The organism is Pseudalkalibacillus sp. Hm43, from assembly GCF_051842935.1.
Taxonomy (GTDB): Bacteria; Bacillota; Bacilli; order Bacillales; family Fictibacillaceae; genus Pseudalkalibacillus.
Map to the genome: position 1 here is coordinate 1,195,508 of NZ_JBPXRR010000001.1, position 13,981 is coordinate 1,209,488.

12 protein-coding genes are annotated in these 13,981 nt (G+C 44.5%); all 12 read left to right on the top strand.

What is annotated here, in order from left to right; all coding sequences use genetic code 11:
- Positions 1–136: 136 nt before the first annotated feature.
- The 12 genes from ACSVDE_RS06315 to ACSVDE_RS06370 all read left to right on the top strand — a co-directional run bounded on the left by ACSVDE_RS06315 (position 137) and on the right by ACSVDE_RS06370 (position 13,958).
- Positions 137–742: a trimeric intracellular cation channel family protein gene (locus ACSVDE_RS06315; protein WP_439300084.1), complete on the top strand. Its 606-nt coding sequence runs from the start codon at positions 137–139 to the stop codon at positions 740–742.
- A gap of 247 nt (positions 743–989) precedes the next feature.
- Entirely contained in the window at positions 990–1,853 is an 864-nt protein-coding gene (ablB, locus tag ACSVDE_RS06320) for a putative beta-lysine N-acetyltransferase (protein ID WP_439300085.1), read from the top strand.
- A 62-nt stretch (positions 1,854–1,915) separates the two neighbouring features.
- Positions 1,916–3,331 carry a sigma-54 interaction domain-containing protein gene (locus ACSVDE_RS06325; protein WP_439300086.1) on the top strand — a complete coding sequence of 472 codons (1,416 nt, stop codon included), beginning with the start codon at positions 1,916–1,918 and terminating at the stop codon, positions 3,329–3,331.
- A gap of 178 nt (positions 3,332–3,509) precedes the next feature.
- The gene (gene ablA / locus ACSVDE_RS06330) at positions 3,510–4,901 is read left to right on the top strand and encodes a lysine 2,3-aminomutase (RefSeq protein WP_439300087.1); all 1,392 of its coding nucleotides are present in this window, start codon (positions 3,510–3,512) and stop codon (positions 4,899–4,901) included.
- Positions 4,902–4,912: 11 nt separating this feature from the next.
- The gene (locus ACSVDE_RS06335) at positions 4,913–5,185 is read left to right on the top strand and encodes a YokU family protein (RefSeq protein WP_439300088.1); all 273 of its coding nucleotides are present in this window, start codon (positions 4,913–4,915) and stop codon (positions 5,183–5,185) included.
- A gap of 94 nt (positions 5,186–5,279) precedes the next feature.
- The gene (locus tag ACSVDE_RS06340) at positions 5,280–6,653 is read left to right on the top strand and encodes an aspartate aminotransferase family protein (RefSeq protein ID WP_439300089.1); all 1,374 of its coding nucleotides are present in this window, start codon (positions 5,280–5,282) and stop codon (positions 6,651–6,653) included.
- Positions 6,654–6,668: 15 nt separating this feature from the next.
- Positions 6,669–7,406 (top strand): 3-oxoacid CoA-transferase subunit A, encoded by a 738-nt coding sequence (locus ACSVDE_RS06345; RefSeq protein ID WP_439300090.1) that lies wholly within the window; start codon positions 6,669–6,671, stop codon positions 7,404–7,406.
- Positions 7,349–8,014, top strand: coding sequence for a 3-oxoacid CoA-transferase subunit B (locus ACSVDE_RS06350; RefSeq protein ID WP_439300091.1), 666 nt, complete (start codon positions 7,349–7,351; stop codon positions 8,012–8,014). Before ACSVDE_RS06345 ends, ACSVDE_RS06350 begins: the two co-directional genes overlap by 58 nt.
- 46 nt (positions 8,015–8,060) lie before the next feature.
- Positions 8,061–9,305 carry a peptidase gene (locus tag ACSVDE_RS06355; RefSeq protein WP_439301942.1) on the top strand — a complete coding sequence of 415 codons (1,245 nt, stop codon included), beginning with the start codon at positions 8,061–8,063 and terminating at the stop codon, positions 9,303–9,305.
- A 237-nt stretch (positions 9,306–9,542) separates the two neighbouring features.
- Positions 9,543–10,946, top strand: coding sequence for a hypothetical protein (locus ACSVDE_RS06360; protein ID WP_439300092.1), 1,404 nt, complete (start codon positions 9,543–9,545; stop codon positions 10,944–10,946).
- 18 nt (positions 10,947–10,964) lie between these two features.
- On the top strand, positions 10,965–12,473 hold the full coding sequence (locus ACSVDE_RS06365; RefSeq protein WP_439300093.1) for a hypothetical protein: 1,509 nt from the start codon (positions 10,965–10,967) through the stop codon (positions 12,471–12,473).
- A gap of 54 nt (positions 12,474–12,527) precedes the next feature.
- Positions 12,528–13,958, top strand: a complete 1,431-nt coding sequence (locus ACSVDE_RS06370; RefSeq protein ID WP_439300094.1) for a hypothetical protein — start codon at positions 12,528–12,530, stop codon at positions 13,956–13,958.
- Positions 13,959–13,981: the final 23 nt, after the last annotated feature.

Sequence of the window (13,981 nt, forward strand, 5' to 3'; positions counted from 1 at the left end):
GTTTGATAAATTGAATACCAAACCGTCATTAAATGGTTTTTAATAAAAACTCATTATCCGTTGCCATCCCGATGGAAACGGTGTAAACTCTATTTGGCATAACGAAAAAGTAATGAACCAAAGGAGAGAAACGGGATTGACTTGGGAGGTTTTGAACGTCATCGGTACGTTGGCTTTTGCGATCAGTGGAGCCATCATCGCGATGGAAGAGGACTACGATCTTCTCGGCGTTTTGATATTAGGATTAGCGACCGCTTTCGGAGGCGGAATCATACGAAATATATTGATAGATGTACCGATGTCGACACTGTGGCAACAGGACATCCTCATTAAAGTGACGGTTCTCGTTATCGTCATCGTGTTTATCATACCGGATGGCTGGATTCACTGGACGAGAGGTTGGCTGAACTTTTTTGATGCAGTCGGATTATCGACTTTTGCCATCCAGGGTGCTCTTTATGCGTATGCAGCAGGTCACTCGTTGACGGCAATCATTATGGCGGCGGTCATGACAGGTACAGGAGGCGGAATTGTCCGTGATCTTCTTGCAGGGCGAAAGCCGACGGTGCTTCGGTATGACATTTATGCCGCATGGGCGATCATTGCAGGGATCTGCATCGGAACGGGATTCGTTTCACAGGCATGGGAACTGTATGCATTATGCATCATACTGATCACGCTGAGACTTTTTTCAGCCAGGTACCGCTGGAAATTGCCTCATCGATACTTGCAAACCTTATAAACTTGAAATATCAACACAACTTCCAGGATGGAAGTTGTGTTTTTTTTATCGTATAGATCTGTTTTTGGTTATTTCCCATAAAATTGAGTGCATTTCCCATAAAAATAAAAATTTATAGACCAGAATCAGAGATTTCCCATAAATCGGCGAATTATTCTCCTCTCATACTTGCAGGAAAAGGACATAAACATATGGAATCATATAGAAAAATAGTTGTCATCAAATCTCGATTGGGGGCATGGCAAGGATGAAGGAAACGAAGGTGTTCAAGGAAGATCGCGTAATCACATCGACCGATTTTACGGTGGATGTCTCGCTGGATTTCTTTAATGAACGATTGAAAATAGAGGATTATAGAGGAAACGTTGATTCGATCCACAAACAGATTATGAGACTACTTGCCGACAATCCGTTCTCAAAAGTCATCGTCTATTCTAGGCAAGAAGACTGGAAGAACTTCTTATCTCTCGGTTATCAATTCGAGGCACTTTTCTCTGGATACTTCAGCGGAAATGATGCCTATTCCATGGCGCTTTTCACGGAAAATGCCCGTCGCACGAGTGACTACTGGGTGTATGAAGATGAAACGTTGCAGCAAGTGCAAGAGGTGGAACGAACATTAGACGTCCCGACAGCTGCACATTATAAAATCCGAAAAGCAGAGGCAACGGATGCGTATGCGTTATCAGAACTGTACCAGGCTGTCTTTGAAATCTACCCGACGCCGATGAACGATCCGAAATACATCGAAAAGCTGATCAACCAAGACTCGATTTTCTATGTTGCCGAGTTCGATGGAAAAATCGTCAGTGCGGCATCGGCCGACATCAACACCACCTACCACAATGCTGAGCTCACCGACTGTGCGACCTTGCCTGATCATCGGAAGAAAGGTCTCATGAAAATCCTCATCGCCAAGCTGGAATGTGAGTTGAAAGAGAAGCAGATTTACTGTGCTTACTCGATCGCACGTGCCCTCTCATTTGGGATGAATGCGGTTTTCCACCAACGATATTATCAATATAAAGGGCGATTCACAAAAAACTGCAACATCTATAACAAACTTGAAGATATGAACCTATGGGTCTGTGATTTATCAAGACGGAAATAGATGCCGAAAAACCGGCAGCAGATGATGAATTTTGGGCATCTTGTTTCAAGGGGGTAAGGAACATGCTACTGGATGTCACCAATACGCGCGAAATGCTCCAAGCCATCTTAAGTTCCATTGACGAAGGAATTCATGTCATCAATAAAGAGGGCATTACCGTATTTTACAACGATATCGCGTCCATTCATGATGGTGTTGCAGTTGAGGATGTACTCGGCAATCACTTGCTGGATGTGTTTCCGACCTTTTCAAAAGAAACGAGCACATTGCTGAAGGTCGTGGAGTCGGGTGAACCAATCTATAACCAGCATCAACGCTATCCGAATGTAAAAGGAAAGCTGATCACGACGGTCAATACGACCCTTCCGATCGTTGTAAATGGGGAAATTGTCGGAGCAGTTGAAATTGCAAAGGACTTCTCGAAAATCCAACAGCTTTCCTGGAAATTGCTTGATCTGGAAGCAAGGGTCAAAGGTTCGACTACGAATGAACGGCCGAAGGAATACGAAAACGGAACCAACTTCAAGATGAACGACATTTTGACACAGAATGATTTGTTTTTAAAAGTGAAGGAAACCGCGATGAAAGCGGCAGAATCGACTTCGCCAGTCATCGTGTACGGGGAAACGGGTACTGGAAAAGAACTGCTCGTTCAGGCAATCCATAATGCATGCGATCGTCGCAAACGTTCTTTTATCGCTCAAAACTGTGCAGCGATTCCGTCATCACTGCTGGAAAGCATTCTATTCGGAACAGCGAAAGGAAGCTATACCGGAGCAGTGGACCGACCGGGATTGTTCGAGCTCGCTGATGGTGGCACGCTGTTTCTGGATGAGCTGAATTCCATGCCGCTCGACACCCAGGCGAAGCTGCTTCGCGTTCTTCAAAACGGAAAAATCCGCCGTGTAGGAAGTACGACGGAAAAAAGCGTAGATGTTCGTGTCATCGTTGCGATGAACGAAGATCCGAAAGTGTGCATCGAGAAGGAAACGCTACGGAAAGACCTCTACTACCGATTGAACGTCATCTTTTTAAAAATACCGCCGTTACGGGACCGAAAAGAAGATCTTCCACTGCTGATGGACCATTTCATCCAACGGTATAACTTCAAATTTGGTAAACTCGTCATCCGGGTTTCAGATGAAGTGAAGCGATTGTTCAACGAGTATCATTGGCCCGGCAATGTCCGTGAATTGGAGCATGCGATTGAGTCGGCTTTGAACTTGATCAGCGAAGATACCCTGACCTTTGAGCACATCCCGATCCACTTGATTGAGGCGTCCGATCTCCCGGGTGAAGAAGTCCGGATCCCATCACTTCGGGAAGCAATTTCGGACACCGAAGCGAAATGGATCAAAAAAGCGATGGATGCGACGGACGGAAACATCCAGCGAGCGGCTAAACTTTTGAAAATACCACGACAAACCTTGCAATATAAGCTCTCAAAAATCAATGAGAAACATACTGCCGAAAATTAGGCGGTGTGTTTCTTTTTTAAAACAAAAATATCACAAATCAATCCTCCGCAAAATAGTCATTCACCCTTTTCTGCCTATGTCTCATATGATGTAGAGGAACTATTTTCTGAAAAATTAGAAATTGGCATGAAACTTGCATTTCATATAGGTGAGCAGAACTTTTAATGGGGGGAATGACATGAAAGAGTTCATTTATAAGCCGAAACGTCATTGGAAAGATGTTGAGCTCTGGAAGGATGTTACCGATGAGCAATGGAACGATTGGCTCTGGCAGCTGACCCATACGATCCGGAACGTCGATCAATTGAAGAAAGTGGTCAATTTGACACCAGAAGAGGAAGAAGGGGTTCGGATCTCCACTCGGACGATTCCGTTGAACATCACGCCTTACTATGCTTCACTCATGAATCCGGATGACCACCGTTGTCCGATTCGGATGCAGTCGGTACCGATATCCGCAGAGATCAACAAGACGAAGTACGATCTCGAAGACCCACTTCATGAGGATGAAGATTCACCTGTCCCGGGTCTGACTCACCGATATCCGGACCGTGTCCTTTTCCTGGTGACGAACCAATGTTCGATGTACTGCCGTTACTGTACGCGACGCCGTTTCTCGGGCCAGATCGGAATGGGTGTACCGAAGAAACAATTGGATGCCGCCATCGAGTACATCGCGAATACACCGGTCGTGCGGGACGTGTTGATTTCCGGTGGAGACGGATTGTTGATCAACGACAACATCCTCGAATATGTGTTGAAAAATTTACGGGCGATTCCGCATGTTGAAATCATCCGGATCGGGACCCGAGCACCGGTCGTGTTCCCGCAGCGGATTACGGAAAACTTGTGCAATATCTTGAAGAAATACCATCCGGTTTGGCTGAATACACATTTTAATACATCGATTGAAATTACCGAAGAGTCGAAAAAAGCGTGTGAAATGCTGGCCGATGCCGGTGTACCAGTCGGAAACCAAGCTGTCATTTTAGCGGGTATCAATGATAGCCCTTACATTATGAAAAAGTTGATGCACGACCTCGTAAAGATACGAGTCCGTCCATATTACATCTATCAATGTGACCTGTCAGAAGGAATCGGACATTTCCGGGCACCTGTCTCCAAGGGTCTGGAAATCATTGAATCGCTCCGCGGTCATACATCGGGCTATGCTGTACCGACGTTTGTCGTTGATGCACCAGGTGGCGGAGGTAAGATTTCCGTGCAGCCGAACTACATCATTTCGCAAAGTGCCGATAAAGTGGTCTTGCGGAATTTTGAAGGTGTGATCACGACATATCCAGAGCCAGAAAATTATGTACCAGGCCGGGCCGAAGCGTATTTCGATGAACTCTATCAAATCGCAGAAAAACCGAAGAGCGTCGGAATTGCCGGCTTGATGAGGGATGAGGCGTTCAATCTTGTACCTGAAGGATTGCAACGGTTGAACAGACGGAAAACTTACAACGATGATCCGGATCACAGTTCATTGAAGGATCGCCGATCGAAACGGGATGAAATGATCGAGCGGAAATGGCAAGCCGAACAGAACAAGACGGCTGGGGAATAAGGGGGGATTCTATGCAATGTGCGTGGTGTGAATCGAAAAAAGCGACCAATGCAGCTGCGACTTGTTACTGGGAACTTCCAGACGGAACAAGAGCTATAGAAATTGTGGCGATTCCATCTGTCCAGTGTCCGGATTGTGGAATGGAATATCAGGATGAAACTTTAGTTGAAGAGATCGAAGACCAGCTTATGTTGATTGATACGAAGCCGCTGCCGAATTCCTTGACCTACCAAGAACTGATGGAAGTCCCGCGGTTTTTGAAGAAGAATTATTTTAAATTGTAGAGTATCGGACATCTGATCTGATTCATCACAGATACGAAAGGAGCAGCGATCCATTCGGTGCTTCTTTCATTATAGAAGAGAGGTGTTATCTGCCATGGCCAAGAACAAATCACATCTCATCAAACCTTTGCTTGGCGCATCTTATCCTGAAGTCGCATATGGGAAAGGGATCTATTTATACGATACAGACGGAAACCGATATTTGGACGGCGCTTCTGGTGCAGTCACAGCGAATATTGGGCATGGTGTCCCGGAAATCATCCAGGCGATGAAAGAGCAAGCGGAAAAAGTGTCTTTCGTCTATCGCTCACAGTTCACGAATCGACCAGCAGAAGAACTCGCTGAAAAGTTATCACAAATGGCTCCAGGTGACCTTGATTACGTGTTTTTCGTCAACAGTGGATCTGAAGCGATGGAAACGGCACTCAAAATCGCCATCCAATTTTGGCAGGAAAAAGGGAAACCGGAAAAGAACCGCGTCATATCTCGATGGACCAGCTACCACGGAATAACACTCGGAGCTTTATCCATGTCTGGCCATGTGCTGAGGCGGAACCGCTTCTCTTCATTGCTCGCAGATTACCCGGTGGTGTCACCACCGTACTGCTATCAGTGTCCTTTTTACGAAACCTATCCGACATGTGGATTGAAGTGTGCGAATGAACTGGAAACCGCAATCCAGCGCATCGGTCCGGATAAAGTGGCAGCATTCGTGTTTGAACCGATCATCGGGGCAGCAGGAGGCGCAATCGTTCCACCTGACCCTTATTACAACAGAATCAAGGAAATTTGCGACAAGTATGACATCCTTCTGATTGCCGATGAAGTGATGACAGGATTCGGTCGGACCGGAAAAGGGTTTGCCATGGAGCATTGGGGCGTGGAACCCGACATCATGGCACTCGGAAAAGGCTTGAGTGGTGGATATACACCAATTGGCGCAACGATGGCCTCGGAAAGAATCATCAGCACGATTGAGAGAGGTTCGAAAGTCATTATGAGCGGGCATACGCTGAGCGGAAACCCTCAATCAGCGGCCATAGCCCTTGCCGTCGTCGATTACATGAACTTGCATCAAGTGTGTGATAACGCAGCGGATCTTGAAGCGTTCGTTGAACAGGAGCTACATCAAATTGCGAATCGTTATCCTTTGGTCGGAGACGTGCGAGGAAAAGGTCTTTTATGGGGCCTTGAATTCGTCAGCAACCCTGACACGAAGGAATGCTTCCCGATCCACACATTCGTGACAGAGCGGACCATCAAGAAATGCTTTGAAAAGGGATTGATCGTCTATCCTGCAGTTGGTGGAATCAATGGTACTTCAGGTGATGCAGTCATCGTAGCACCACCCCTCACGATCAATAAAGAAGAAGTGAAACTGTTGTTGACGACATTGGAAGAAGCGATTGCTGAAATCAGTCATGATCTCGACCAGGAAGGTCTTTTACAGCACCGGTCGATCAGTTAGAAAGGAGGAGAATAGATGACGGAACCGAATGTCCCTTCTAAAGTTGTTGAAATGGAACATCTTGCTTCCTGTTTTAAAAACGGCATGACATTGATGTGCGGAGGGTTTGGGGGAGTCGGTGCTCCTCCGACTCTTGTAAACTTTATTTTGGACCTCGGAACAAAAGACATTGAACTCATTTCCAATGACGTTGGTTTTCCATGGATCGGACCAGGCAAGTTGATTACCGAGAAAAGAGTGAAAAAGCTCATCGCTTCTCACATAGGCTCTAACCCAGAAGCCGGAAAACAGATGCACGACGGAGAGCTTGAGGTCGTGTTTTATCCCCAAGGTACGTTAGCGGAGAAAATTAGAGCGGGGGGCATGGGGCTCGGAGGCATTCTGCTCGATGTCGGCTTAGGAACGCTCGTTGAAAAAGGAAAGCAGAAGGTGAATGTGGAAGATAAAGAGTACATGATCGAACCGGCACTCTCAGCCGACGTTTCCATCGTTTTTGCAAAGGAAGCAGATATATACGGGAACCTGACGTTTGATAAAAGTGCAAGAAATACAAACCCGCTCATCGCAACGGCTGGAGACATCACGATCGTTGAAGCGGAGCGGATTGTCGGTGCTGGTGAATTGGATCCCGAGTGTATCGTGACACCGGGTGCATTCGTCGATTACGTCGTACCGAGTAAAGGGGTGGACTGGAAATGGGTTTGGGAGCTGAGACGCGCAGACGGATCGCCAAACGTGCCGCACAAGAAATAACGCATGGCATGATCGTCAACCTTGGAATCGGAATTCCGACTCTTGTTGCTGATTATTTGAAACCAGAGCTTGGTGTGATGCTTCATACGGAAAATGGCATCCTTGGTATGGGTCCATCACCAGAGGATGGAGAGGAAGACGGACATCTTTCGAATGCTGGTGGTTACCCAGTGACGCTTGTTTCAGGTGCTTCCTACTTCGACAGTGCCACTGCGTTTGGCATCATCCGCAAAGGATATCTCGATATGACCATTCTCGGAGCGCTTGAAGTGAGTGAACAAGGCGACATCGCCAATTGGATCGTCCCTGGGAAAAGAGTACCTGGAATGGGAGGCGCAATCGATCTCGCTCAAAAAGCGAAGAAAGTGATTGTCCTTATGAATCATACAAATAAGGATGGCGGCTCGAAAATCGTTCACCGCTGTAATTTGCCATTGACCGTTCAAAAAGGGGCGCACATGATCATCACTGAAATGGCGGTTTTCCAAGTAAATGACGACCATCTTGAGTTGATTGAAATCATGCATCCGTATACGCTCGAACAGATTGAAAAGGCCACAGAAGCGACATTCCAAGTGAGTCCGACGCTCACGACAATCCAATCGTGAGCGATCTTTTACATATTGGGAGGAGGCGTTCATCCTGAAAACGAAAATTAAAAAATGGATTGATGAACACCGGGAAGAGGCGACGGACCTTTTACAGAAACTCGTCCAAGAGGGTAGTGAACAGGGAAATGAGCAAGGTGTCCAGCTTCTCGTAAAAGCGCATCTCGAAAATCTTGGATTAGACGTAGACTACTGGATTCCGAGTGACGAGGCATTCCTTAATCACCCTTACTTTTGTGCAACTCGAAAGGATTTTTCCAAGAGTCCGAACATCGTAGGTACATGGAAAGGAACCGGTGGAGGTAAGTCGATCGTATTGAACGGGCATATCGATGTCGTGCCTCCCGGTGACTTGAACCAGTGGGATTATCCTCCTTACAGTGGTCATATGGAAGACGGGAAGATGTACGGCAGGGGTGTCACTGACATGAAAGGCGGCAACCTCGCTCTACTTCTGGCGATCCAGTGTTTGAAAGAACTGGGTGTGAAGCTGAAGGGGGATGTGCTTTTTCATAGTGTGATAGAAGAAGAGAGCGGTGGGGCTGGCACGCTGGCTGCGATTTTAAGAGGTCATACCGCTGATGCAGCCCTGGTGCCCGAACCGACGAACATGAAGATTTTTCCGAAACAACAAGGATCGATGTGGTTCCGACTGAAGATCAACGGTCGATCCGCGCACGGTGGAACCCGGTATGAAGGCATCAGTGCGATTGAGAAAGCGATGCCGGTCATCCATGCGATACAAAACCTTGAACACGAGCGCAACAAGCGGGTGGATGATCCACTTTACAGGAATACGCCGATCCCTCTACCAATCAATATTGGAAAAATTGAAGGCGGAAGCTGGCCGTCCTCTGTACCAGATGAAGTATTGATTGAAGGCAGAATCGGAGTTGGACCTCAAGAGACGTTAGAAGAGATAAAAGCTGAATTCGAACACTCGATGCGCCAGATCGAGGACAACTGGATTCAACAGCATCCGGTTCAAGTGGAATGGTTCGGTGCGCAGTGGCTTCCAGGTTCTATAGACGTCGAGCACGAATTGATGGGTATCCTTCAAAGCAAGTATGAGGAAGTATTGGGTGAACCTCCTGAGATTGAGGCGTCTCCTTGGGGAACAGATGGTGGACTTTTGACTCAGGTCGGAAACACACCGTCCATCGTGTTCGGCCCAGGTGTCACGGCATACGCGCATTACCCGAACGAATACATCGAGCTTGAAAAAGTGTTCCAAGTCGCTCAGATCTTCAGCCTCGTCATCTATGAGTGGTGTGAAGGGGAAGGGCTCTAAAAAGGATTCCATCGTAACCGATGGGATCTTTGTTATTACTTGAGGACAGATTTTTTTATTTTACAGAATCATCCGATTATTTCGCCGATAACCTCTCCCAGAATATTGAACTTATGGTAGGATGAAGGGAAAGGGGAGGGACCGATCATCAAGAAGCTAATACCAATTGCAATTGTCATCATCTTATTTATCTTGTTAGGTAATCAATTTCAGAAAGAAGAAGTACAGAACGTCCAAGTGAGCGAAGAAAATTTCGATGTCGTCGATTCTTACAAAAAGATACAGCGATACAGTCGGCTGGGGTCTGATTATCGACGTGAATGGTTGAAGAAGGCGGATCAATACGGTTTAATTCAAAAGGTTAAGCATGAAGAAATACCGGTCATGGAATCGAATCGAACGATTAAAATACATGAGGTTTGGAACGCCAATACCGAATTTTTCATCATTTATAGTGTCAGTCTATTGCCAAGTGATGAAGAACCGAAAGACATCCCATACATGACGTTCGGCGATATTTTTTTACATAATGAAGAAAATCAAGAAGCACGTATTCTCGTTGATCCATATGAAACCAATCCAAACAATAAAATGAATTCGACCTCGAATACAGGTTTCGTATATGAGGAGCGATTTTACCGAAGTATTTGGATTGAAGGGATGGACAGTCCTAGTTTCCACGAGGAAATCATGGAATGGAACTTACCAACTGTTGAAGATGGAGACGCAGTCCAGCAACGGCTTGAATTGGTAAATGGTGTGACGTTTACCAATCTACAGATGGTTGATAAAGATTGGAACATGACATCACTCAATCCTCTGACTGTGAATATGAAAATGACAAATTTCACAAAACCACTCGAATCCGCTCAATTGGATGGGGTTGTCCAATTGGCACCTGATACGACCTTACTGTTCAAGCGTTATGAAGTGTCATTTTTTGAAGAGCGGCTGTATATAGACATTGGTGAAAATAAAGATCAGTTGAAAGCGCTGACTTATAGCTTGAACGGACATGGAATGCAATCTTCAATCCAATCAGATGGAGAAGGGGAATTATACATTCAAGCCAATGAGAAGCCTATGGATTCTGGAAAATTATCTATCCATTTTACAGAGGCATCTGTTCCGAGCAATGAAGAAGCGACCTATCAACTAACCGGTAAGAATATGGAGGATTTCAAGAATGATTTATCTCAAGAAAAACCACCAATGCTTGCATTGAATGAAACATTCGGAAAAATCAACGGTGATGATACGTTTACAGCAAGAAGCCTGGATTACCGTGAAACTCCTGACGGAAACGCTGTCTCCTTCAATGTCAACTTAAAAGGGGACAACATCGATTATCAAGACTATTGGTTCAGAGATTATGCGGAGTATTTGGAGCATAAACAACATGATCCAAATGAAAAGCATCTGTTTATGGATCCTTTGGTCGAAGTGACAAACAGTAACGGGGAAAGGTTAGAACTTATGGAAGTTAGAAGTCAGCCGAGCGCAAATAGTATTAATATTAATATTGAAATAGCTAAGGATGTATTTATTGATCAGAATGAATTAAATTTCAGGTTCTTCCATTTTTCAAAACCGTATCCATTAGAAATGGAACTCATCGAGATTCCAATTCACACAGAGTAATTTTTAAGGGGGAAAATTGTGAAAGGGAAAAATACGCTCGCAAAACTTTTGCCAGTTTTATTGATTTTAGGTGCTTTCTTTTTTATTAGTGAAATGTTCAAAGAGAAAGAGCGAACGTCGTTTGCAGTCGATCGTGAGGCGTTCATTGTCGTCGATTCCGAAGAGGAATTGAAAGAAAGACTCGGAAGAGAAGTTCAATACTTTGACCCGGAAATGTTCAAACTCATGGAAAAACATAACCTTATCACCGAAATTGAAAACGTCAATATCCCAGTTGTGGAGGAGCAACGGGAATTCCGAATTGAATCATTATATAATCAAGGGCTAGGTCTTTTCATGACATACAGCTTAGATGTATTGCCCAACGATGAAAGCCCGGATGATATTCCCTACTTTGAGTTTGACCGGTTAAAACTGACAGCAGATGGAGAAGATCCTCTCGAGCTCGGGGTTGGTAGACATGGTGGATTCCAGGACCAACATTGGCAAAGTGACGGTGTCGTCTTTCAAAACAGAATCTACCGTAGAGTAGTTTATGAACCAGACTGGAATGAAAAAGTTTTAAAAACATTATCCAGCTGGGTAAATAGTAAGGAAATGGATAACTTTGATCATATTAATGAAGCAATCATGAAAATATCCAAAATCGAACTTCAAGAGGTGGAATTGGTAAAGAAGGGGAATGCAGGTGGTGAAAAGTTCGCACTCCAGGACATTGCGCTCGATTACCAGATGAAGAGTCAGGATCCGTTGCTTGAATCCGTCTCCGTTAACAAATCAACCAATCTTGGGAATGGGAGGTCCATCACTTATACAGATTTTGAAACAAGGCTTCATCAGAAACGTCTTTATTTTGAGATGAATTCACCTCTAGAACTGAATGAAGTTTACTACAAGTATGGAAAAATCGAGGGTCAATCGTCCGTTCGTAAAGATGCAGACGGTAGACAATATATCGAAATTTATCATGACCCCTACAACGGCGATTTGGGACCTGATGAGCCGACGATTTCACTCCTATCAGGATCCTATCCAACAGATGAAGAATTAACGTTTACGATTACGAAGGATGAATTTCAAAAGTTTCGAGCAAAAATGGAACAAGACGAAAATGTTTACGAAATCAATCGTGATTTAGGTGTGGTGAATACGATAGATTTTGAACTCGTCAAATTGGAAATAAACCCGAATGGACCACATCAGGACAATTATGGTTTCTTTTTAAAGGTAGATCCAGAGCATGAGTATGATCGTCATATATACTTCCAAAGCTATGAAAGATACTTGGAAACGATTAAAGAACATCCTGAAGCAGAAATGCATTTTAGGGGGCAACCCATGATGGAAGTGAAAGATCAAGATGGTAATCCGGTTCGGGCAGATCAACACTACTCAGATGAATCCGGTCATTTCTATGGTTTCGAACCTCATTCTTTTGATGAAATTGAGGAATTGAACATCCGCATATTCAATCTTCCAATGTATGTTGATTTTGCCGAAAATGAAGTATCATTGGGAAGTGAATGATGAAAAAGCACCTGTGTGGGTGCTTTTTCAACGTCGGTGTTAAGGTGGGATGAGATGAAATCCAAGACATATTTGAAGCTGCTCCCAGTGCTGATTCTTATTGCAGCTTTTATCATTGTTAGCAACTATGCAAAAGAAGAAGCATCTACTTCGTTTGAGGTTGACCGTGAGAATTTTAAAGTTGTAGATACGGAAGATGAACTTGAATCATTGTTAGCTGGACAGTCGAGGTATAACGGAGACCTTTTAATAAAAGCTTATCAATATGATCTGATGAAAGAAATTGAAGGTGTAAAAGTCCCATTGATTGATGAACAGAGAGATTTTAGGGTCGAATCCATGTGGAATCACCGACTTGATTTGATCCTGACTTATAGTTTCAATTTGTTGCCGAGCGATAAAATTCCAGAGGCAATTCCACATCTTCGTGTGAATGAGTTAACCTATCATCCAGACGATGATGACCCTTTGAATATGACCGTCCAAACTCATAATCAGGTGGGTGGGAACTATTGGCCGAATGATGGGGTCGTTTATGAGAACCGGTTGTACCGAAGAACGGTCTTGATTCCTGTCATGACAGAAGATCTGTATGACCAAATTCGAAATTGGTCAGAAGGTCCATCCAACTTTAATGACGCTGCGGAATCCATCCATCAAGTGGATCTGAAGAACATCGAGCTTGTGACGAAAAAAGAAAATGGTGCAGAAACCAAGACGATGGAGGATGTTGAAATTCCTTATCGCTTTCAGGAATTCAATCCTAAACTGGAAACGTTTCAACTCGACCAATCCGTTGATTTGAAGGAACAATCCAGCATCACTTATACGAAATTCGATAAGCATTTATATGACGATCGTCTCTATTTTTCACTACAAACGAAAACTGAGCTACGGACGTTAACATTTAGAGTGAATGGTATGATGGGCAATAGCTCCATTCTAAAAGATGAAGAAGGTCATACTTACATTCAACTCCATCATTATCCAAGCCTACTGAATGACGAAATCCAATTCTCGCTATTATCTGGACTTTATACCACCGGAGATGAACTCGATTTTACAATTGAAAAAGAACATCTTCAGGCGGTTCAGAACGGAGGAAAGGAGCGACGATTGGAGCGTGATATCGGGGAAATTCATGATGTGTCCTTCAGGTTAGAAGATATCAGAAGCTTAGGAGAGGTTTTTGAAGGTAGCGATTACGCTATTACGATAGCGGTTGAAGCGGAGGGTGATCGTGATTTACACTTCAGACCCGATGATGAAGAAGAGCCCTTACATGCCAATCCGATTATTGATGTGCGCGATCAGGATGGGGAATCTGTACGGATCAATCTTTTGCCAACGTCGGGCAGTGCTTCCCAAATGATCGGCCTGACTAAAAAAGACTTCAAAAAGGTAGAAGCGCTGCACATTAAAATATACAACATTTCAAAACAAGTTAACTTCCATGAAAAAGAAAGCACCTTCCGCTTGAATTAGACACCTGAATCATATTCAGGTGT

What these genes read in the sequence shown, in the direction of transcription:
- ACSVDE_RS06325 (WP_439300086.1), top strand. Translation starts at nt 1,916, where the DNA reads ATGCTACTGGATGTCACCAATACGCGCGAAATGCTCCAAGCCATCTTA.
- ACSVDE_RS06340 (WP_439300089.1), top strand. Translation starts at nt 5,280, where the DNA reads ATGGCCAAGAACAAATCACATCTCATCAAACCTTTGCTTGGCGCATCT.
- ACSVDE_RS06335 (WP_439300088.1), top strand. Translation starts at nt 4,913, where the DNA reads ATGCAATGTGCGTGGTGTGAATCGAAAAAAGCGACCAATGCAGCTGCG.
- ACSVDE_RS06350 (WP_439300091.1), top strand. Translation starts at nt 7,349, where the DNA reads ATGGGTTTGGGAGCTGAGACGCGCAGACGGATCGCCAAACGTGCCGCA.
- ablB (WP_439300085.1), top strand. Translation starts at nt 990, where the DNA reads ATGAAGGAAACGAAGGTGTTCAAGGAAGATCGCGTAATCACATCGACC.
- ACSVDE_RS06345 (WP_439300090.1), top strand. Translation starts at nt 6,669, where the DNA reads ATGACGGAACCGAATGTCCCTTCTAAAGTTGTTGAAATGGAACATCTT.
- ablA (WP_439300087.1), top strand. Translation starts at nt 3,510, where the DNA reads ATGAAAGAGTTCATTTATAAGCCGAAACGTCATTGGAAAGATGTTGAG.
- ACSVDE_RS06370 (WP_439300094.1), top strand. Translation starts at nt 12,528, where the DNA reads ATGAAATCCAAGACATATTTGAAGCTGCTCCCAGTGCTGATTCTTATT.